The sequence below is a fragment of the Oribacterium sp. HCP3S3_B9 genome (assembly GCF_052064255.1).
In the GTDB taxonomy this organism is placed as follows: domain Bacteria; phylum Bacillota; class Clostridia; order Lachnospirales; family Lachnospiraceae; genus Oribacterium.
This window is the reverse complement of record NZ_JBQHVY010000021.1, coordinates 21190-42716: the sequence shown is the minus strand read 5'-3', so window position 1 is coordinate 42716 and position 21527 is coordinate 21190. Positions and strand designations below refer to the sequence as shown.

Genomic DNA, 21527 nt, shown 5'->3' with positions numbered 1-21527 from the left:
AAGTCTGAACCGTCGTCTTAGACTGTTTTCTGTTCCTTATCCGTCTCCGGCTGGTGATACGTCGGTACCACTCTCTGGATCACATCCCGTATATTCCCGACGTCCTTCCGGCTTTCGCGGTCGAGCTCGTCGAGGTCCTTCAGGAACTGTTCGTCGTCCATCTGAATCGGGTGGCCGATGTGGATCAGCTTGTTCGGTGTATCCGTCATGCCCTCTTCGTTCATGAGGAGCTCCTCGTAGAGCTTCTCGCCCGGGCGGAGACCTACGTACTTGATCTTGATGTCTACATCCGGGGTCAGTCCGGAGAGTCGGATCAGGTTCCGGGCCATGTCGTCGATCTTCACCGGCTTGCCCATGTCGAGGATGAAGATCTCGCCGCCCTTCGCGTAGTGCGACGCCTGGAGCACCAGGGAGACGGCCTCCGGAATGGTCATGAAGTAGCGGATGATCCGCTTGTCAGTGACGGTCACCGGACCGCCCTCTGCGATCTGCTTCTTGAAGAGCGGGATGACGGAGCCATTGGAGCCGAGGACGTTACCGAAGCGGACCGCGACGAAGTCGGTCTTCGGGTACTTCCGGTTCATCATCTGGACGATCATCTCACAGATACGTTTCGTGGCACCCATGACGTTCGTCGGGTTCACGGCCTTATCCGTGGAGATCAGGACGAAGCGCTTCACGCCGGCGTCGGCTGCGGCACGGGCGGTTTTCAGGGTGCCCATGACGTTGTTCTTGATCGCTTCGTTCGGGCTCACCTCCATGAGCGGCACGTGCTTATGTGCGGCTGCATGGAAGACCATGTCCGGCTTGTACTGCTGCATCACACTGCTGATGCGGTGCGTGTTCCGGCAGGAGCCGATGAGGGTCACGAGGTTCAGCTCCGGGTGCTCCATGAGGAGCTCCTGCTGGATGCTGTACGCGTTATTCTCGTAAATGTCGAAGATGACGAGCTGCTTCGGCTCGTGGCGTGCGATCTGCCGGCAGAGCTCAGAGCCGATCGACCCGCCACCGCCGGTGACGAGGATGGTCTTCCCCTGAATCATACTGAAGACTTCTTTGTTGTTGATCTTGATCGGTTCACGACCGAGGAGGTCGAGGACGTCGACGTCACGGAGCTTGCTGACGCTGACTTCGCCGTTGACGAGCTGGTAGATGCCCGGGACGGTCTTCAGCTTACAGCCACTCTCCTTACAGATGTTGAGGATCTCCGCGCGCTCTGCAGCGGTCGCGGTCGGGATCGCATAGATGATTTCCGTGACCTCGTACTCCTGTACGGCACGGAGGATGTCGTTTCGGGTGCCGACGACCGGGACGCCGTCGAGGACGCGGCCCTGCTTGTTCAGGTTGTCGTCGATCAGGCAGACCGGATCCCCCTTCAGGTGCTTACTGGTGAGGAGCTCCTTGATGAGTATCCCGCCAGCATTGCCCGCGCCGATGATCATCACTCGCTCGCGTGGCTCACTGCTCTTCCGCTCACTGGCGATGCCGTCGAGGAGACGGATGAAGCGGTAGAAGAAGCGCATGCCGGTGTGCAGCATGAAGCTGAGGCAGTAGCCGATGATGTAGTAGGATCGTGGCATGTGCATATGCATGAAGAACACGCCGAACGCATACAGTACGATGAGTACCAGGTAGGCGCGGATCATGTTGAGGAGCTCGACGAAGCTTGCGAAGTACCAGATGCTGTGGTACAGGCGGAAGAGGTAGAACACCGTGATGGTGCTCACGATGAAGTAGGGCATCGAGAAGAGGTAGCCCCAGAAGTAGTTCGTCGGGATCTGCGAGAACGCGAGGTCGAAGCGGAAGAACAGGCCGAGGAAGTAGGCGAGGACGAGGATACCGGCGTCGGCGATCATCAGCATGCCGGCGTGCATCACCCAGGACTGCTGGAGGTGACTGGCTTTTCGTTTCGAAAGCGTCGCATCCGCGGTGCTGTGGTTTTCAGTTGTTCTGTCGATCTTTTCGCTCATACTCTCTCACTCTATCCTGCATGCAGTGCTGGATGCGCTGCATATTTTTCGCTCCGTCCTGTGGATGCATCTCCGTATCCTGTCGGGATTCCCGGCTGTGCGGAGCGTCGAAACGCTGCTGTTCTTAATCAGTCTTTATTACGGTGCCAGAAGATGCCGGTGCAGGCGATCATCATGATCGCGGTGCTGATCATGGCGCGGGCACCGTCGATGGTGTCCGGTCCTGCATACGCACTCGGGTGCATGAGACCGAGATAGATCAGGATGATCGCGGCCACGAGGACCACGCCGATAAGACATTTCCACTCTGAACTGATACCCTTCATGATACCTTCCTTCCTGCTAAAATCTGTGTTCAGCTTCGCAGCTGGGCTTCGCTATGCTGCTTACTTCTTTCCGGAAGCGTCGCTCGGGCCGTAGCCGTAGCCATAGCCGTACTTGTCGTACTTCTTTCCGTATTTCTTATAGTAGCTGTTGTAGTAGCCGCCCTTCGTCATATTGACCTTGTTGAGGATCACGCCGAGGAAGCGGACGCCGGTACGGTCGAGCTGCTCCTTCGCGCGCTGGAACATGCGGCGGGAGGTCACCTCGGACTCAGCGACGAGTGCTGCGCCGTCGGCGTACTTCGTGAGGATCGCGGCGTCGATGACGGTTCCGACCGGTGCGGTGTCGAGAATCACGATGTCATAGTTCTCTTCCTTGATGAACTGGAAGAGGCGGTCGCACATCTCATCCTCGAAGAGCTCGGTCGGGTTCGGTGAGTATGGTCCGGCGAGGATCATGTCGAGGTTCGGGATGGCGTCGTCGGTATAGAAACCGTCCTCGATCGGGACCTGGCCGGTGAGGATCTGTGACAGACCCACGGTTTTGACATTGACCTGATGTACCTTGATAAACTCAGACGTACGGATGTCGCAGTCCACGTAGAGGGTGCGCTTGCCGGACTCGGCGAAGACACGGGCGAGCTCGAAGGAGATCGTCGACTTGCCTTCATTCGGGGAGGTCGAGGTGATCAGGATGTTCTTTACGCGGGATCCGGAGAACATGAGGTTCGTACGGAGGGTACGGAGTGCCTCGCTGTAGCGGAAGTCGTCGTCCGGGGCGAGGGTCAGTGTGATCTTATGCTTGTTTTCAATCATCTCTTCGCTCCTTTCTTTACGTTTCGGTTACGGGACTTCGGGTTCGCTGCGTAGTTATACTGCTCAGAGCGCTTCGCGGCGGCATCCTTCTCCGGGATGGCGGCGAGTACCGGGAGGCCGAAGTAGTTTTCGATGTCGTCCTCGGTCTTGATGGTGTCGTTCGTGAGCATGTCGATGGTGACGAACGCAACAGCCGCGAGCAGGAACAGGAGGGCCGCCATCATGGTGTTCCGTCCGGTCTTCGGGCCGGTCTTCTGAAGCGGGATCTCACCATACTCGATGATCTTCGGCGGGTCCTGCTCCATGATATCCGCGATGTAGCTCGACGCGCTGTCGGCGACGGCGTCGGTGAGCTGCTTCGCCATCTTCGGGTCGGTGTCGAGCACGGAGATGTTCAGGATTCGGGTGTTCGACGGGTTGTCGAGGGTGACCTTCCTGCGGAGGGTCGCGTAGTCATACTTGAGGCCGAGCTTCTGGATGACGTCCTCCATGACGGTACGGGAGGTGACGAGTACCTTATAGTCCTGGGTGAGCTGGGAGCTGATCTGCAGGTCCGCGAGGCTCGTGAGGGTCGTCTCCTTACTCATGACGTAGATCATCGAGGTGCTGGTGTAGGTCGGGGTCAGCACGAAGCGTGAGATCACGAAGCCGAGGCCGCCGCCGATGACGGTGGTGAGGATCAGGAGGGCGATGTGGCGACGGAGCTCGTAGAAGAGCTGCACGAGGTCGATGGTGATCACATCGTTCTGGGCGTTTCGCTTATTTGCGGCCGGGGTGTTCGGCTGTGAGGTCTTTGTATTATCAGGCATGAACTTGATCTCCTATTAATATATTTCTTCATCTCGCAGGATCGCTTCTGCGTTTCCCTGTAGGACGGCGTCGGCGTAGTCTCGGTCGAGGTTCCGCTCGATCCAGTCGATCGCGTCACGGAGTACGGGTGGCCGGCGGTCGACGCGATGCATGTCCGTGCCGAGGAAGTCGGCTTCCTGGTTTCGGAGCGCCTTCTGGATGAACTTCGTTTCCCGGTCGAAGAGTCCGGACAGGCCCTTATGGGACAGCGGCTCGGTGGAGAGCTGTACATAGGCACCGAGGTCGCGGACCTCCGCGAGGCCGTGCTCCTGGATCGCTTTAAATCGCTCTGCGTGGGCGATGATCGGGCGGTAGCCGGCGTTTCGCACGTTTCGGATCGCGCGGAGGATGGTCTGGTAGCTCTCCTCCGGGTAGAACTCGATCAGCGTGTAGTGGCTGTCGGCGAGGGTCAGGATCTCACCGGACTGCAGGCGCTCGGTCATACTGTCAAACCAGAGCACTTCGTTTCCCGCGTAGAGACGCACGTCGAGGGCGGAGGCATTGGCCTCTTCGATCGTCGCGAGCTTCGCGCGGATGCGCGCCGGGTCGGTCGGGTACTGGACATAGTAGTGCGGGGTCGCGATGATCGCGTGGGCACCCTGCTCGACGTCCTGCCGGATCAGCTCGAGGGACTCCTCGAGATCGTGGCTTCCGCCGTCGATATGGTAGATGATATGGGAGTGGATGTCGAACATCGCTGTTCTTCTCTCCTTTTCGTGTACTGTTACAGTCCTCGGAACATGGTTCCGGGAACTGTATCGGCGCACGTTCTGGTCGCTAGGCGTCATCGCGGTATGAGCATGATGAAAGGCAGTAGTGCTTTCGCCTGCTGCCTTTCCCATCCTTCATCCATGATGCGGGGATCCTTGTGCGCGCACCCTGCATCAGCGGCTCGAGTCCGCCGGACGTAGGTAAAAGTGCTGATTAAGCGATCGGTGTACCCTCAGCGTTGAAGTTCAGGGTCACGCCATTGATTACGTGAACGCCGGTAAGGAAGAAACCGTTTGCGTCTACATAGTGGTAAACGAGAACGCCTGCCTCGTTGTAGGACATATAGATCTCCGTCTTACCAGTAGCCACTGGACGACCAGTGGTCATATCTACGTAGCAGCCTACAGTTGCTGTACCGTTGTTAACGATCAGCATCGGAGCTGTCTGAACGCCAGCAGCTGCTGTACCAGCAGTGGTACGGATGGTTACAGTAGCACCGTTGGATGTCTGTGTAGCAGTTGCAACCTGAACGTTTGCGTTATCAGCAGCAGCGACAGTAGCTACGCCAGTGCCGTTTGCAGTCTTCTGAGCGTTAAGGCTTGCATAGTAATTCTCAGACTCCTTAGAAAGCGGACGGCTGCTGGAGCTGGAAGAAGAGCCTCTGTTATTGGTAGATGAGTTAGCAGCGAAACCTACAGAGTAGGTAGCAACTGTAAGACAAGCAACCATAGCCAGAGCTAAAAGCTTTTTCATCTTCATGATATTTTTACCTCCATATAAATTTTAAAAACTGCGTTTCGTCCATAAAGCCTGAACAATAAACTTTATAGATTTTTCAGTTTCATTTAAGGATTTTATAGCCGTATGCAGAATTCGTCAACCGGTGTACGGAAAAGAGGTCACGTCTATTTTGTGACCGTTTTCGGAATTTTCGTTTAAACTTTCTTAAGATTTCCATAAGAAATTATGAAATTTATATATATATATATATATATATATTCGTCCCTATTTTCTCGTGCTGGTCCCACGCAGGTATATGTCACACCGTTTCGGCCATGAAAACATAGACACAAATTAAAAATAATCGAGTTTGTGGATAGTCCATTTATAAGAGGTCACTGATGATGTCCTTCGCCGAGTCCCTCTGAAAAAGAGTTCTCCGGAGAGAATATCTGCGAGGTGGTCGCTAAGGAAGAGTTCTCCGGAGAGGCCGGGGTGTGGGGCAGCGCCCCACCTTCTCTCACGTCGCCAGCCTCTACGCGCAGCGGCCCTCCTGCGTACACTGGCTTCCCGATCACGGAAGTACTCCCTGTCTGCTGAGTTCCCCGTGATCGGCACGACCGCCCCACGCAGGAGGGCGCAGCCGTCAAGGGGACCGTGGAATACCGCAGCCCCTCGGGCGAGGATATGCCGCGAAAGCCCCTTGACGGCTGCAAAGCTGTGCGTCCTCTTGCTGTACCACTTGTTTCGCTCTTGGGTATACCATTGGTTCTCAGAGCAATAAATGAGCACAAAAATAACCGCCCGAGCCTCGAAACTTTGGCGGTTACTTTTGTAAATTGCTAAATCGAGGGCCAACCGTCTATCGGTAGCACTTCTATAAATGGAATACCATCTGACCATATATGTGTCAAACGTATATTCGGCTTTTAAAACCTTGCAACGTATATTCGTGTGACAGTTCTGGCAGGGAGGGGCGGCAACGGAGGCACTGTACTCCGTTGCCGCCCCTTCGCCGCCTCTGCCAACGTTCCTATCCAATATGGTTTGATTATAAAAATTCTGGATATGTTTTTTGACTGAAAGCACGACAGGTGGCTGCAAAATATCCACTCTTAGGCGATTTCAAAAATACTGGACACGAAAAACCTTATTTTCTAAGAGGAATCCAGACTCGCGTATCCAGTATTTTAAAAATGAAGTTTTATTGGATATCAGCCGAAAGAAACTCTTCTCTGAAGTCAGAAATACATATCCATTATTTCAAAAAGCGAGGATTATTCGATAGTACGCTTATATGCGTATGCCTGATTTCGCAGAAAACTATCCAATAAGTGCCCTATTTGAAAATCTTAGATAGTTTAGCTCCGTACACAAAAATGATAGATGTTGCTAAAATTATCCACGATTTCGAAATCAACCGATTATTGGATAGTACCGTCCATCTTCATCTATTTCACCCGGTTCACCAGTAAAAATTTCCGGGCCGCGCGCGATGATTCTCTGAAAATCGAGCAGTATTCCCGCGCGGCATCCCTTCCGATTAGCGGCCCCTCCCGCATGGGTGGGCCCACTGATCTTCCGCTACCGCTACTTAAATAGGGTGGGCGGCAGGGGAGGCAAGCTCCGCCAGTCACCCATTCAGCCACTCACCTGACCATCTTTCTTCTTTCGGTCATCGCTGTCATCTCCATCTTTTATTTGGAAACATTTGTTTTTCTTATTGGTCGAAGAACGAACGTTTGCTATAATATATTTAGTGCTACCATACTCGGTAGGCGGTTGGTCCTTCTAACAGAGGACTGTGACCTCTGATCACATAGAAATCTGTTCACAGAAATCTTATGAAAGGAGGGATTGTGTTATGCTGACAACTGATTTGTTCATATCCATCCTTAGCCTGTGTATTACATGCTTTGCGCTTGGATACGCAATGGGTTCCGAAAGCAATAAAAAGGCACAAAAATAACCGCCAGGTCCTGAGAAAACGTTGGCGGTTACTTTTGTAACTATCAAATTTAAGGGCCAACCGTCTATCGGTAGCACTTCTATTAATATAATACCATTCGACCATATATGTGTCAAACATATATTCGCCGTTAAAGCCTTACTATAAGCCGTAAAGCCTTACATATATTCGCCATTAAAGTCTTACACCGTATGGCCCTTACAGCGTATATTCGTTTAAAGCCTCACACCTTCCGGAAGAACTGGTCGAGGGTGAGCTGGTCGACGTCGGCGTAGTCCGGCCAGAACTCGTCGAGGTTTTCGACAGTGTTGACCTTATTCTCACCGGCGAAGCTGGAGAAGTCGCTTTCGGAGAGTGGCTTATCCTTCAGAGCGACGTCCATCGCGATCTTCAGGTAGCTGGTGCGGTCCATATTGGTTTCGATGTTGTCCTCGATGAGGTCGAACATACCGGCGATGGCATTGCTTTCCTTCTTCTGCTTCGCGACAATGGCGTGTTCGAAGGCGATGGCGTACTGGCGCTGGCGGTCCATACGGGTCATGGCACTGAAGTCGACGGATTTGTCACGGTAACGGACGAAGCGCTCGGCCATGTCGCCTTCGAGCTTGACGGTTTTTCCGTTCACGAAGGTCGGATCTGCTTTCGCGAGGTCGTCGCCCTCGATGGTGACCTCGACGCCGCCGACGTAGTCGTTCAGTTCGTTGATGATGTCGATGGAGCCGGCCATGTAGCCGTCGATCGGGAGGCCGCCGAAGACGCCGGACACAGCCTTCATCGCGTAGTCACCGGACTTCGCGTGGTTATCACCGTACATCCATGCGCGGGTGAGGTGGTTGATCTCGGTGCCGATCGGGTTCGAGTTCTCGTCGGTGACGGTGACCTCGGTCATGGTGTCACGTGGTACCTGGATGATGTGGACGCTGTTGTTCGCGGTGTTCTCTGCGACGAGGAAGATACCATCAGAGAGTCCGATCTCCGAGATGTCACGGTCGTACTGGAGCGAGCCCTTATTATCGACGCCGAGGATGAGCCAGGCCTTGACGGCACTGTTCCTTTTATAATGTACGCCATTGTAACTGAACTCGTCGAGGTTGAAGAGGTGTGGGCGCGCGGTAGCGTCGCCGTTCACGGTATAGCTGAGGGTGCCGTCGGCGTTCTTCGTGCAGTTGATCTCGACGAGCTTCGACTGGTTCGCCTGCTGCTCTGCCGCTGCGGATTCGAGCATCTGCGCGAGGTAGTCGGTGTCGAGGGTGACGCCCTCGAGGCCGAGTTTGCCGTCGGCGTCCTCGGTCATGCCGGCATCTGCGAGCTGCTGGTTCGCCAGTGCAGCTGTGTCCTCGGTCCCGTAGACCGGGTTGTCTGCATTGGCCGCCTCTGTGGCTTTACGCGCGCGGTACTGGCTGATCGTCCAGGCGGAACCGACGGCGGCGATGCAGAGGATCGCGCCGACGAAGATGCGCATCGGGCGGCGGCGCTGGTGGCGAAGCTGTTCCTTCGAGTGGTTTTCGTTTTTCATATACTCTCTCCTATGCTGAGCTGCGCGTGGCAGCGGGATGACGTGTGGCGAGGCCGTGCGGACGAGCCTTGACTTTATAGTATAGCGCAGTGCTTACAAAATGCCACATAAATTATGGTTTCCATCACTGAGCGGCTGCGCTAGAATGAGGGATAGAAAACGGGTACAGGTATGACCGCTTCGTGGGTTTTCTCGAGGGACGGTACATGGTCGGAAGACGACGATGTCGGCGACGGATGCATTGGCCTGATATGGGGAGGTTTGGTTGTGATGAGAAGTGATAAGCGTGGTTCGGTGAATCCGGGGCTGCTGAAGGCCGGCGGGGTCGTGCTGGCGGTGCTGATCGTGGGTGCGACGGGGGTCGTGCTCTACCATGACCGGCAGACGCAGGCGGCGTACCAGGAGTGGGCGCGCGCGGAAAATAAGAAGGTGTTCGATCAGGCGACGCAGCAACGGCTTTCGGATCAGCAGCTGCTTTCACTCGAGCGGCAGCTGAACGACAGCTTTTACCAGCGGCTGCAGGACCAGCTGCCGGTGCGTGTGCTGGTGGTCGGTGATGGCTATGGTGCCGGGATGGGTGCGTCGCAGGCGGCGCGTTCCTGGGCACAGCGGCTGAAGGCGTCGCTGGCGATGAAGTACGGTGTGACCGTGGAGCTGACGAATGTTTCGCTGTCTGAGCAGAATGGCGGCTTCGGGGCATGGGCGGCGCTTCGTCAGCAGCCGGATGGCGCGGCGACGGCGATGCTCGCGGAGATGGTCGGGGACGGCCGCGCGGAGGTGGCGAAGGACGGGACGATCTCGGCGGAGGGCTGGAACAACACGATGTCCCACGCGTTCCGGAAGGATGAGTACGATCTCGCGATCGTGAGCCTCGGGATGACGGATGATCCGTCGCAGTTTCCGACCTGGTATGAGGCGGTGCTCCGCGGGCTGCGCGAGAAGTACCGGCAGTGCTCGGTGATTTCTCTCCTCTCCAGCCAGGCGCTGACGAGCCCGGAGCTCGGCTTCGCGGATGAGAACACGGAGACGCTCCGCACGATTTCAAAGCAGTACCACGCGGATGTCGTGAACGTCGGCATGGAGATGCTGGACCCGGAGGGCGCGGGAAAAGGCGCCACGACGTCGGAGATTGCACAGAAGGCCGTCGCGATGGCCGCTGGCTCTAGGGCCGACGGGGCCGGGGATTCAGCCACGGAAGAGGCTGGCTCCGGGACTGGTGCCACAGAGGCCGGTGGGGCCGGGGCTTTGACTACGGAAGAGGCTGGCGATGCGGATGAACAGGTAAAGGCGGCCCAGGCGGCGATACAGAAATACACCGTCGAGGGCCTGTATCTGAACGACGCTGGCCAGGGCTTCCTCGCCGATACGCTGCAGAAGTTCATCGATCAGAAGGTCGCGAACGCGCAGGGCTATACTGCGGACGAGGTGCCGCTGCTGGATCCGGCGGTGGAAGCCCTCGATGAGTTCCACTATATCCCGGTCGCGGGGCTGAACCGCCTGAACGATTACACCTATGCACTTGGGAAGAACCAGATGCGGCTGGCGGATAACAGCGCGGATGATGGCATCGTTCGTCACAGCGAGCATGTGGCCGGCGACTTCTTCCGTGGCATCGTCGGTGTCGATTACATGCTGGCTTCCGGTGACAACGATCTCTACATCGCGACCGGTGACGGCACGAAGCCGTTCGGTCGCATCACAGCGAACAATCCGTACAGCTCTTCTACCCGCTCGGTGGTGCCGGTGAACGACCACTTCTCCGCCGACCGTGATGGTAATCTCATCATCAGCTTCGGTACGAAGGAGCAGGCCGCGGGCCTTCAGGGCATCCTCTTCGGCGGTGACCTCGAGCTCCCGGCTGCACTCGATGACTTCAAGACCGTCGCTTACGTCGGCCCGACCGACGAAAATGGTAAGCGTCTCCCACTCGACGAGGATGGAAGGATCGCCGAGACCACCGCGGAGACCGCACTGGAAGCCACGAAGGCTACGGAGAAGCCGGGACGTACAGGCGATAAACAGAAGCCGGGCACGGCCGGACAGGTCAGTGGAGCTACAGGTGCTTCGCAGACCGGTGGAGCTACGGGTGAAGCAAAGACGGCTGGTGAATCCACTGCCACTGAAAAAGCGCAGGAAGCCGACACTACGAAGACCACTGACAGTAAGAAGGAAACGAAGGCAAGCACCGAAGCTTCCTCTGCTGCTCATACCAGCGACGGAAACACCCGCGAGAGCGCCGCTTCTACGGAAACCGGCACCTCTGCCTCTTCCACTGCTGCCGAGTCGGCCCCGGAAGCCGATCAGCCACACGGCACGATCCCGGGCGTGATCGAAGTTCCGGGTGATTCACCTCGCAAAACCCCCGAAGGAAAACACGTCCTCACAGAGGAGGAACGCCTCGCGATCCTCGACAGAATCAAAACAAGTGAAGCCGCAAACGGCTGATGCAGAGATCGGTCGCACCAAACGGTGCGACCGATCTTTTTTTCACAATTTTCCTCCCGTACTTGCCATGCCATGCCTAAGCGTTATGTGTATTGACAGATGTATTCATTTTCATTAAAATACTACTTGATGTCTATCCGGTTTTGTCCATTTTTAATAAACCGTGTTCAGATATCCACATAGCATTTCGATAACCTGGCAGAAGTAAGAACCCATGACCATGGCGCATTGATGCGCTGCTCTTCCGTTCCTGCTTCTTTTTTTGCATAAGGAGGTTCTATGGCTCTCGATCCTACGACGAGCAGCGTGTGCAATCACGAGGCAGGCGCAACCCACACGACGAGCAGCACGCGTGGTCACGAGGCGGGTACGCCTCACGCTACGGCGGGTGCTGGTAATCATCCGAAATCTTCCACTTCGATCGTGTTCACCGGGGATATCGGTTTCGACCGGTACATGGATAAGCGCTGGGAGGATCCGAATCTGCTCGCGCAGCCGGTGCTTGCGTTTTTCCACAGCGCGGATCACACCGTCGCGAACGTCGAGGGTGCGCTGATCGACGCGGTGGATGACGGCTCCCGCGGGGTCTTCTTCCACAGTATGGATCCGGCGGCGACGCGCGTCCTCGAAGCCATGCACGCAGATATCTGGAGCATTGGCAATAACCACACGATGGACGCGGGTGTCGAGGGTGTGCGGAGCACGAAGCAGTGCGCGGCGTCGATCGGGGCGCGGACGCTGGGTGCGGGCATGAACGAGACGGAGGCGTCGGAGCCGGTCTACCTCGAGGAGGCAGGCGGCATCGGCATGATCTGCGTGGCGTACCAGGCGGAGTGTATCCCGGCCACGGCGACAGAGCCGGGGACCTTCCGCTGGGATGATTTCGAGCTGATCGCGCGGCGTATCGCGGAGATCAAGGCGCGCTGTCGCTGGTGCGTGGTCGTGTCGCATGGCGGCGAGGAGTTCACGAGTCTGCCGAGTCCGTACACGCGCGATCGCTATCTCCGCTACCTCGCGCTCGGCGCGGACGTCGTCGTGGCGCATCACCCGCATGTCCCGGAGAATTATGAGCTCTTCGACGACGGCAAGGCCATCTTCTACTCCCTCGGTAACTTCATCTTCGACACCGATTATCAGCGTGTGCATCCGTACACGGACACCGGCGTGCTGCTGAAGCTTCTGTTCACGGAGGAGCGCATGGATTTCGAGGCGCTCGGTATCCGGATCGTACGTGGCGAGGAGCGGATCGACGTGGCCCCGCTTCCTTCCATTTTTTCCAATGTCTCTGCCGCTGAGTATGCGCGGCTCGCACCACTGTCGGCGCAGGCGTTCATCGCGGAGGAGCGTCGCAAGATGCTCTATCTCGAGCCGGAGCGCTTCCGGGACGCGTCGGAGGAGACCTGGAACGGCTACTTCTACAGCTCGGAGCCGGACGGCTACGTCGAGGGCGCGCACATGGACTTAAGCGTCATCATGGCGCTCGCGGCGGAAGCCGAGAAGGGCGCGTGGAAAGAGAGCCCGCTCGACGCTGTGAAGGAGCATATTCTGCGTCAGCTGTGACGCTGCCCGGGCGCTGTCTGTGCACCAGTGTGCTGTCGCGAAGGCACATTGCCTGAAGCGGCTCGGGCGCTGCCCGGGCGCTGCGACCGGACGACGTATATGCAGTGCGCTATCCTGCGGCGGCTGACCGCGCTTCGCTACAGCTCGCGCGGAGCCACCAGATGCGTGATGCCTGCATTGGCCGAACACAGAGCTATGTTAACTGCAGTGGTGAATCGTTCACCGCTGTAAAAAATAAAAAGGAGTGTATCTTTATGTTTGCAATTCAAAACGGCTTTACTTACATCGCCTTCCTGCTGATGCTGTCTGGCATCATCCTCGCGTTGGAGAAGTACGCGAAGTGGAAGATCTTCAACTACGTTCCGGCGATCGTGTGGGTCTACATCATCAACATGTTCTTCTGCACCATCGGTTTCTACGATTCCGACGGATGTCGTGCGGCGTACGGTGCAGTCAAGAATAATCTTCTGTATGCGATGATTTTCATCATGCTGCTGCGTTGCGATTTCCGTAAGCTCGCGAAGCTCGGACCGCGTATGATCTGCATCTTCATGGGCAGTGCGGTCACACTCGGCGTCGGTTTCTTCGCGCTCTACCCACTCTTCGTGAACGCCCTCGGTGGCGCAGAGAAGACCTGGGGTGCGACGGCTGCGCTCTATGCGTCATGGGTCGGCGGTTCTGCGAACATGGCGGCGATGCAGGATGCCCTTCCGGTCGACGGTGGTGCCTACTCCTGTGCGCTGGCACTCGATACTGCGTGCTACTCCATGTGGATCGCGCTGCTCCTCTTCGCTGTAAAGTTCGCTCCGAAGTGGAACAAGGCAACCAAGGCAGATACCTCGAAGCTCGATGCGATCGCTGCAGTTGCAAATGAAGAGGTGAAGCGTGAGAAGAATGTGCATCCGTCAGCCAATGATCTCGTAATCCTGCTCAGCATCAGCCTGATGGTGTCGGTATTCGGTCAGTTCGTCGGTGCACAGATGGGCGCCTTCTTTAAGAGTGTCGGTCTCGCGATGTTTGATAAGGGAACCTGCACGACCCTCTTCGTCACGATTCTCGGTCTGATCTCTGCGATGACGCCGATCGGTAAACTCCCGGGCGTTTCCGAGCTCTCCGGCTTATACCTCTACACTGTCATCTCCATGCTGGCGTCGACCTCGACCCTCGTCGACCTCCTCGCAGCTCCGATGTGGGTTGTCTATGGTATCGCGATCATCGTTGTACACGTCGTGCTCATGTTCCTCCTGTCGAAGCTCTTCCACTGGGATCTCTGCATGTGCTCGACCGCTTCTGTAGCCTGCATCGGTGGTACCGCGACGGCCCCGATCATCGCAACTGCATATGACACCTCCTACGCTGGCATCGGCGTACTCATGGGTGTCCTCGGCGGCGCCGTCGGAAACTTCATGGGACTCGGCATGGGCGCACTGCTCAGCATGTTCCTGTAAACAATCGAATATGGTATAGTAAGGAACAGGGATTGACCGTTGTGGCCAATCCCTGTTTTGATGCTTGATAAGCTAGACTTTACTGTTATTCTGGATGGTATTGGTCATACGAGAAATTTCAAATTACAACTTGAGCTGCTGGGGAATCTTCAAGCGTTTTTTCGATATACTTATTTATCGTCATGTGATGTGCAGCGGTGTAAATAAATATTTTTTTATGGAGGTCAGGGGAAAGGCGGATATTGAAACTGCCTTTAAAGGCAACCTCAGGCTCTTTCCCAAGCTCTTTACAGGACTCCAGATAATCATCCACTGCACCGTGAAAATCATCTAAAAGTTCTTTCGCATTTTCCCCCTCGTAGGAAATCAATGAACGGATGCCGAGAACTTTACCGTAAAAAATACCATCTTCTTCAGAAAATTCAACACTTCCGACATATCCTTTATATTGAATTGTATTATTCATATGAGTTCCTCCTGTTCTAATATTTCTATCAATTGTTTGATTTGGGTAGTAGTATATACTTTCAAGCGCGCAGATGCAACTAAATATAGTTGCATCCGCGCGCATATTACTGACCAAACATTACTGTTCCCTCGTCAACCGGATTCAGGCAGGAGCCGGAGGGGCAGCAACGTAGGAACAGTATTCCATTGTCGCCCCTTCGCAGCCCCTGTCAACGTTACTATCCAATATGGTTTGATGATGAAAATACTGGATATGTTTTTTGACTGTAAGCATGACAGGTGGCTGCAAACTATCCACTCTTAGGCGATTTCAAAAATACTGGATACGAAAAGCCTTATTTCCTAAGAGGAATCTGGGCTCGCGTATCCAGTATTTAAAAAAAGAAGGTTTATTGGATATCAGCCAAAAGAAACTCTTCTCTGAAGCCAGAAATACATATCCACTATTTTAAAAAGCGAGGATTATTCGATAGTACGCTTATATGCGTATGCCTGATTTCGCAGAAAACTATCCAATAAGTGCCCTATTTGAAAATCTTAGATAGTTTAGCTCCGTACACAAAAATGATAGATGGTGTTAAAAATATCCACGATTTCGAAAACAACTGGTTATTGGATAGTGCCATCCATCTTCATCTATTTCACCCGGTTCGCCAGTGAAAATTTCCGGGCCGCGCTCGATGATCGTCTGAAAATCGAGCAGTATTCCAGCGCGGCATCCCCACGCAAAGAAAAAATCGTCGATTTTTTTGTTTGTTTGCACGGGGCGGGACCGATATGTAAATAGATAAAGGCAGTCGAATGGGGTGGGCAAACAAACAAAAAGAGACGCTCGGCATAGACATCTCTAAAAAATCAAACGAGGATGAAGACATCACCCTGTCTGAACAGTAACGGCTGGACACGCGATGCTTTATTCGAAAGAAAAGCTGCTGTACAACCAGATTTTTCAATCCGGTCGTGCAACAGCCCCTGTTCTTTTCCTGCCCTCGCTTTTACGGTTTCGCGATTTTCGCGGTGCCTGGCTGGGTGTGTGATTTTGCTTCGTAGAGTGAGAAGGCGATGTTGATGGCGTGGTCGCCGACGCGCTCGAGGCCGGATACGAGGTCCGAGAAGGAGACGCTGGCTTCGCCGGAGCATTTGCCGGCGCTGAGGCGCTGGATGTGGCGATCCTGGAGGCTGGTCTCGAGTTCGTCAGTCCGATCCTCGAGGACACGCACCTCTTCGAGGTGGGTCATATCGCCGGTGGCGAAGATGTCGAGGGAGTCCTTCATGAGCTTGTTGACGACGTCGAGCATGCCCCTGATATCCTCCTTCCCTTCCGTGCTCAGCTGTACGTTCTTCAGCTTGAAATCCTTCAGGATGTCCGCGATGTCCTCTGCGTGGTCGCCGATACGCTCGATGTCGGAGTTCACATGGAAGTATCCGGCGATGAGGTCGGCGTCACGGAGCGGGATCGCGTTCTGGTTGATACGCGTGAGGTAGGTGCTGATCTGCTCGGAGAGCCAGTCGATATAATGCTCGTTTTCGTAGATCTTCGCGAGGCCATCTGCGTCATCGCGCAGGAGACATTGAACTGCGCCGTTCAGGTTTTCGAAGGCCATACGGGCCATGCGCTCCATCTCCTGCTGCGCCATGTAGATCGCGACGGCCGGGTTCGGGAGCTTGCTGAGGTTGATGTACTGGAGCTCGTACGCGCCATCCTTCTGCACCTCGTCCTCGCCCTTCACGAGCACGTAGGTGAGGCGGATGATCTGGTCCATGAACGGGTAGAATACGATCACCTGGAACACCTTGAAGAGGAAGTGTGCGAAGGCAATGCTTCTGCCGAGGGAGCCGGCGTCGTCACCGGTACCGGCGATCGTCCGGATGATCATCTCGATCTGCGGCGCGAATAACAGCAGCAGGACAAACATCAGTATGGTGCCGAAGACATTAAACAGCAGATGGATGAGGGCGGCACGCTTCGCGTCCTTCTTGCACGGGATCGCGGTGAGGATCGCGCTCGAGCATGCGCCGATGTTGCAGCCCAGGATGATGAACATGCAGATCCGGAGGTCGACGAGGCCCTGTGCGCCCATGACGACGAGGATCGAGACGGTGACGGACGAGGACTGCACGATCGAGGTGATGACGAAGCCCATCAGCACGCCGAGGATCGGGTTCGTGAACGAGGACAGGAAGTGGATGACTTCCGGGATGTCACGGAGTGTGCCCATCGCCGCTGACATCGTGGAGATGCCGACGAAGAGGAGGCCGAAGCCCATCACGATTTCACCGGATTTTTTCACCACCTGGTTCGGGATGAAGTTCATCATCACGGCACCCGCGAACACGAAGATCGGTGCGATCGCGGAGAGGCGGAAGGCGACGAGGAGCGCGGTGACGGTGGTACCGATGTTCGCGCCCAGGATGATGCCGCAGGCGTTGTTCAGCGCCATGAGGCCAGAGTTTACGAAGGTGACGGCCATGACGGTGGCGGTGCTGGAGGACTGGATCACGGCGGTGAAGAACAGTCCGACCAGAAGGCCGGTCAGGCGGTTGTGTGTGCAGGTTTCGAGGATACTGCGCAGCTTCGCGCCGGCGACCTTCTCGATACCGTGGCTCATCATGTACATACCTGCGATAAACAGGCCGAGGCCTCCCAAAAGACTCACTAGTATTGTCAGCATGGTTTCTCCCTTAATATTCGTGGCGTCATCGCCACAGGATGTTCGGTTCAGTCTTGCTTTATGTAATACCGGGCGGCGCTGCTTCTGGTTTCACAACCAGTCCAGGCGGATTTCCTGGCCGGCCGTCGCCGCGATCGTAATACATGTGGCAGATCGTGGCCGGCATGGTCTTCGCATGAGGTGCTCTCCCATCTTTACAGCAGGAACGTTTCTGGCGTCCGTTTCGTTATTTTTTTAACGTGCGCAGTACAAAAACACGCCGCTGTATAAAGCCCAGTTTGTTTCATTATACCGCATGTATTCAGAAGAAAAAACAGGGATTTTATATGGTCTATACACAATTTTTACAGATTTTTTACGGCATTTCGGGTGATGTTTGCTAATTAGTCAAGTATAACCAGACGTTTTTCGACGCCTGCTTCTATAACGTGCAGTGCACAGCGGCATAACCGGCAGGCATCCTACAGCAGCCAAGGTGGTCTGGAGCCCAACATAAAAAGCAGCCCTCGCGGAGCTGCTTTTCTACTCTTTTATTGCATCGCAATGCGATGCTCGCTCCAGAGGAGCTGGTGGCCGGCAAACTTACACAATCCAGTGCAACGGCTTCTGCGGTTCGACGCGGCGCACGACATCGATGATGCTGCCGTCACGGGCCTCGATGATGCCGACGACCTCGTCGTGGAACTCGATCGGGTCCGGGCGGCCGACGATGCTGTATGCGATGTCACGCAGCTCTTCGATGGTGATGAGCGGGAGCTTCGCATCCCGGAGCCACTGGAGGAGATCCTTCCGGCGCGGGTTCACGGCGATGCCGTAGTCGGTGACGAGGACGTCGATGTTCTCACCCGGGGTCACGCAGGTCACGACGCGATCGACGACGGTCGGGATACGACCACGGATCAGGGGTGCCACGATGATGGAGCATTGGCATCCGGCTGCCGTGTCCGGGTGTCCGCCCGGGGCGCCGCGGAGCACGCCGTCGGAACCGGTGGTGACGTTCACGTTGAAGTCGGTGTCGATCTCGAGCGCGCCGAGGATGACGAAGTCGAGCTTGTTGACGAAGGCTCCCTTATTCAGCGGGTTCGCGTACTCGGAGGTCGAGATCTCGTAGTGCTGCGGGTCCTCTCGGATCGACTGGATGGCCGTCTGATCGAAGCATTGAGCATCGACGATCGTGCGGATGTAGCCCTTATGCAGGAGGTCGACGAGTGGCTTCGTGATGCCGCCGATGGCGAAGCTCATATGGATCTGGCGCTCGGCGAGGAACGGCTCGAGGAAGCGGGTCGCGGCGAGGGATGCGCCGCCGCCACCGGTCTGGAAGGAAAATCCGTCGCGGAAGTACGGGGTCGCGGCCATGACGCGTGCGCAGTCTTCAGCCATCTTCAGCTCGCGGACGTCCTGGGTCATGCGGATGACGTTGCTCGCGATCTTCGCCGGGTCGCCGATTTCGTCGACGACGCAGACATAATCGACGTCGACCATCGGGATGGATGGCGGGAAGTTCGGGAACGGCACCATGGTGTCGGTGATGGCGACGACGTGGTCGGCGTAGCGGGAATCCACGACACTGTAGGACAGCACGCCGCAGTCACTCTTGCCGCCGACGCCGCGGAGGTTGCCATACTCGTCCGCAGTCGGCGCACCGATAAATGCGATGTCAATGTGGACGTCCCCTTCTTCGATGGCGCGCACGCGGCCGCCGTGGCTTCGGATGATCGCCGGCGTCGCGAGCCGGCCGAAGGATACATCCTCGCCGATGCGGTCACGGATGCCGGAGGTCTGGATGCCGATGACGGTGCCCTCTTCGATCATCTGTGCGACGCGGCTGTGCGACTTGCCGAGCGACGACGCGCAGATCGTGAGGTCACGGAGGCCCATCTCCTGTGCGGCCTCGAGCACCATATTGACGATGTGGTCACCATCGCGGAAGTGATGATGGAAGGAAAAGACCATGCCGTCCCGCGCGCCGCACTTCTCGAGTGCCTCGCGGATACTGCCGACCATCTTACTTCTCCGTGGGTCGACCATGCCGCGCACCGTCGGCGCCGCCTTCGTATATGGTTTGTCGTCCCGGTAGCTGCTGCCCCGGAACGGCTCCTTCCCATAGCGCTTCAGAATCTCGTCCGGGATGTCCCGGCCTACTGCATTTAACATAACTGTGTCCCCCTGTGGTGTGGTGTAGTGTGGTTTTTGCCTGCTGCGCAGGCTGGAGTTTGTGCTATCGTGGCACCTGGCATACGCGCAGACTGCGCGGCCCCCATCGCCACGATGACTGTGCGACGTCCTCGGAAATTCCAACCCGGATGGCGGCTAGCTGGACCGCTCGTCGCATACTTCACTTCTTCTGCAGCTTCTTATATTTCCTGTACAGATACACCGGGATGCCGATCATGACACTCAGGCAGATGATGATAAAGACGATGGCCAGAACCACTTTACTCATGATGTTCTCTCCTATCCTTAAACTCGAGCTTCGACCCACGATATCACTTCTGTTCTGTATACTCGAACTTCTTCCCGCACTTCGGGCAGTACTCGAAGTCTTCCGTCGTGGTGTAGCCGCAATTGTAGCAGACCTTCGTCCACTTGCCCTGCTGCTCGAGGAGCCGCTGCTGCGTACTTCCTGCTGAAGCCCCGGCCGTATTCTGCCCACACGCCGCGCCGGCCTGCCAGTACGTCTGATCCGCACCATGCGACTGCCACGCACCAGCATCGTCCTGCTCACGCTGACCAGCCGAGCGATTCTGCCCGCCGGCCTGCCCACGCTGTTCGAGGTAGAGGTCCGTCTGCTGTATCGCAACGTTCTCTCCACGCTCGATCGCGCGACCGACCTCCGGACGAAGCTGATACAGCGAGCCGCAGCAGCTCGTGCGCACATAGTACGTACGCCCCCACTTAAAAATCGGAATGAAGAAAATCGACAGCACCATATACGTCACAAACACCTGGTACTGCCCCATGCGCCCACACACATCGCAGGTCATCGGCTGATGAAAATCGAGATCCTTCTGATCATTCATGATTCCGAAGAAGAAAAACATGTGCACCTCCACGTGCTTCCGCCAATGCTGTCGACCTTTACGGGTTCACCGCGCGCCGGATTTTCACTTCCACAGCACACCATGACACGACCCGTCAATCCGGGGTAATCCGCAGGCGTCATGCGCGCGAAGTTTCCAGACCATAACTGCATGAACATCCCGGCAGTACATTCATACCGCGCGCAGGATTATATCACCAGTACCGCCCGATGGCGATGATCGGGGCGTAGTGTATCGCAGAAGAGCCGCTGTCCTCGAAGACCCAGCCGCGGGAGCTGTTCGTCGCATGGACGATGGAATTCTCACCGGTATAGATGGCGACGTGGTTCACGCGACCACCGTTGCCATAGAAAATCAGATCGCCCGGAAGCATCTCTGCCTCGGAAACATAACGCGGAGCAGCTGCGCACTGCTCGGCGGAGGTTCTCGGAAGCGAAATGCCGAACTGACGGAAGACGGCGAGCACGAAACCAGAGCAGTCCACCGGCCCACCGTTCAGATTCGTACCAGCACCATAGCGGAGCTTGCCTGCACCGACATACTGCCGCGCGAAGTTTACGATATCCTTACGACCGGTGACCTGCTGTAGTGATTCCTGTGAATGCATATAATTCTTGCCATTCTCGTATGCACTGCCTGCGACCAGGAAGCTGTCGCTCGACATCGACGAGCTGCCGGCTACCGTACCGAGACGGCCCAGCGCATTCGGATTCGAAAGAGGAATCACCTTCGTCTGCACGCTTCCATCCTGTACCCAGGCGCCATCCGAATTCACGGTATAGCCATCCGGTGTCGTCGTAGCGGTCGCTAAGCATCCATTCAGATCAAAATAATACGACTCGGCGATCCCGTCCTGGTTGCCATCGATCCACGCCCAGCCCGTCTGAAGCTGTCCGGCGTCGTTCAGATACACCCACGAACCGTTCTGCTGTCCCCAGCTTCCGGCCAATGCTGTCACCGTCGCTGTGATGGTCAGAGCCGCGGTCGCTATGGCTGCACTCACTATTTTTTTCACTGGA

The 21527-nt window shown here is 56.1% G+C and carries 15 protein-coding genes; 3 read left to right on the top strand and 12 right to left on the bottom strand.

Annotated features, from left to right (window positions below):
• Positions 1–17 precede the first annotated feature (17 nt).
• From ACTNC3_RS09960 to ACTNC3_RS09930, 7 genes are all read right to left on the bottom strand, one after another.
• Positions 18–1970: a polysaccharide biosynthesis protein gene (locus ACTNC3_RS09960; protein WP_441227331.1), complete on the bottom strand. Its 1953-nt coding sequence runs from the start codon at positions 1968–1970 to the stop codon at positions 18–20.
• A 128-nt stretch (positions 1971–2098) separates the two neighbouring features.
• The gene (locus ACTNC3_RS09955) at positions 2099–2296 is read right to left on the bottom strand and encodes a hypothetical protein (RefSeq protein ID WP_441227330.1); all 198 of its coding nucleotides are present in this window, start codon (positions 2294–2296) and stop codon (positions 2099–2101) included.
• Positions 2297–2356: 60 nt separating this feature from the next.
• On the bottom strand, positions 2357–3109 hold the full coding sequence (locus ACTNC3_RS09950) for a CpsD/CapB family tyrosine-protein kinase (protein WP_441227329.1): 753 nt from the start codon (positions 3107–3109) through the stop codon (positions 2357–2359).
• Positions 3106–3918, bottom strand: coding sequence for a YveK family protein (locus ACTNC3_RS09945; protein ID WP_441227328.1), 813 nt, complete (start codon positions 3916–3918; stop codon positions 3106–3108). Before ACTNC3_RS09945 ends, ACTNC3_RS09950 begins: the two co-directional genes overlap by 4 nt.
• 15 nt (positions 3919–3933) lie before the next feature.
• Positions 3934–4653 (bottom strand): CpsB/CapC family capsule biosynthesis tyrosine phosphatase, encoded by a 720-nt coding sequence (locus ACTNC3_RS09940; protein WP_441227327.1) that lies wholly within the window; start codon positions 4651–4653, stop codon positions 3934–3936.
• 229 nt (positions 4654–4882) lie between these two features.
• Positions 4883–5428, bottom strand: coding sequence for a hypothetical protein (locus ACTNC3_RS09935; RefSeq protein ID WP_441227326.1), 546 nt, complete (start codon positions 5426–5428; stop codon positions 4883–4885).
• Positions 5429–7581: 2153 nt separating this feature from the next.
• Positions 7582–8874: an LCP family protein gene (locus ACTNC3_RS09930; protein ID WP_441227325.1), complete on the bottom strand. Its 1293-nt coding sequence runs from the start codon at positions 8872–8874 to the stop codon at positions 7582–7584.
• A gap of 267 nt (positions 8875–9141) precedes the next feature.
• Here ACTNC3_RS09930 and ACTNC3_RS09925 point away from each other — a divergent pair, with 267 nt between their 5' ends.
• From ACTNC3_RS09925 to ACTNC3_RS09915, 3 genes are all read left to right on the top strand, one after another.
• Positions 9142–11319, top strand: coding sequence for a hypothetical protein (locus ACTNC3_RS09925; RefSeq protein ID WP_441227324.1), 2178 nt, complete (start codon positions 9142–9144; stop codon positions 11317–11319).
• A gap of 279 nt (positions 11320–11598) precedes the next feature.
• Positions 11599–12879, top strand: coding sequence for a CapA family protein (locus ACTNC3_RS09920; RefSeq protein WP_441227323.1), 1281 nt, complete (start codon positions 11599–11601; stop codon positions 12877–12879).
• Between the two features lie 254 nt (positions 12880–13133).
• Positions 13134–14327, top strand: coding sequence for a DUF819 family protein (locus ACTNC3_RS09915; protein ID WP_441227322.1), 1194 nt, complete (start codon positions 13134–13136; stop codon positions 14325–14327).
• Between the two features lie 118 nt (positions 14328–14445).
• On the opposite strand, the gene ACTNC3_RS09910 is transcribed toward ACTNC3_RS09915, so the two are convergent.
• The 5 genes from ACTNC3_RS09910 to ACTNC3_RS09890 all read right to left on the bottom strand — a co-directional run bounded on the left by ACTNC3_RS09910 (position 14446) and on the right by ACTNC3_RS09890 (position 21523).
• Complete coding sequence (locus ACTNC3_RS09910; RefSeq protein ID WP_410043256.1) at positions 14446–14793, bottom strand: type II toxin-antitoxin system HicB family antitoxin; 348 nt, start codon at positions 14791–14793, stop codon at positions 14446–14448.
• A gap of 997 nt (positions 14794–15790) precedes the next feature.
• Complete coding sequence (locus ACTNC3_RS09905) at positions 15791–17467, bottom strand: Na/Pi cotransporter family protein (RefSeq protein ID WP_410043255.1); 1677 nt, start codon at positions 17465–17467, stop codon at positions 15791–15793.
• Between the two features lie 582 nt (positions 17468–18049).
• Positions 18050–19621, bottom strand: a complete 1572-nt coding sequence (citF, locus tag ACTNC3_RS09900; protein ID WP_441227321.1) for a citrate lyase subunit alpha — start codon at positions 19619–19621, stop codon at positions 18050–18052.
• A 332-nt stretch (positions 19622–19953) separates the two neighbouring features.
• Complete coding sequence (locus ACTNC3_RS09895) at positions 19954–20508, bottom strand: zinc-ribbon domain-containing protein (RefSeq protein ID WP_441227320.1); 555 nt, start codon at positions 20506–20508, stop codon at positions 19954–19956.
• A gap of 193 nt (positions 20509–20701) precedes the next feature.
• Positions 20702–21523, bottom strand: coding sequence for a C40 family peptidase (locus tag ACTNC3_RS09890; RefSeq protein WP_410043252.1), 822 nt, complete (start codon positions 21521–21523; stop codon positions 20702–20704).
• Between the last annotated feature and the right edge of the window lie 4 nt (positions 21524–21527).

Coding starts and splice junctions, on each gene's coding strand:
- ACTNC3_RS09905 (WP_410043255.1), bottom strand. CDS start 17,467: ATGCTGACAATACTAGTGAGTCTTTTGGGAGGCCTCGGCCTGTTTATC.
- ACTNC3_RS09910 (WP_410043256.1), bottom strand. CDS start 14,793: ATGAATAATACAATTCAATATAAAGGATATGTCGGAAGTGTTGAATTT.
- ACTNC3_RS09915 (WP_441227322.1), top strand. CDS start 13,134: ATGTTTGCAATTCAAAACGGCTTTACTTACATCGCCTTCCTGCTGATG.
- ACTNC3_RS09960 (WP_441227331.1), bottom strand. CDS start 1,970: ATGAGCGAAAAGATCGACAGAACAACTGAAAACCACAGCACCGCGGAT.
- ACTNC3_RS09950 (WP_441227329.1), bottom strand. CDS start 3,109: ATGATTGAAAACAAGCATAAGATCACACTGACCCTCGCCCCGGACGAC.
- ACTNC3_RS09945 (WP_441227328.1), bottom strand. CDS start 3,918: ATGCCTGATAATACAAAGACCTCACAGCCGAACACCCCGGCCGCAAAT.
- citF (WP_441227321.1), bottom strand. CDS start 19,621: ATGTTAAATGCAGTAGGCCGGGACATCCCGGACGAGATTCTGAAGCGC.
- ACTNC3_RS09930 (WP_441227325.1), bottom strand. CDS start 8,874: ATGAAAAACGAAAACCACTCGAAGGAACAGCTTCGCCACCAGCGCCGC.
- ACTNC3_RS09895 (WP_441227320.1), bottom strand. CDS start 20,508: ATGTTTTTCTTCTTCGGAATCATGAATGATCAGAAGGATCTCGATTTT.
- ACTNC3_RS09920 (WP_441227323.1), top strand. CDS start 11,599: ATGGCTCTCGATCCTACGACGAGCAGCGTGTGCAATCACGAGGCAGGC.
- ACTNC3_RS09955 (WP_441227330.1), bottom strand. CDS start 2,296: ATGAAGGGTATCAGTTCAGAGTGGAAATGTCTTATCGGCGTGGTCCTC.
- ACTNC3_RS09940 (WP_441227327.1), bottom strand. CDS start 4,653: ATGTTCGACATCCACTCCCATATCATCTACCATATCGACGGCGGAAGC.
- ACTNC3_RS09935 (WP_441227326.1), bottom strand. CDS start 5,428: ATGAAGATGAAAAAGCTTTTAGCTCTGGCTATGGTTGCTTGTCTTACA.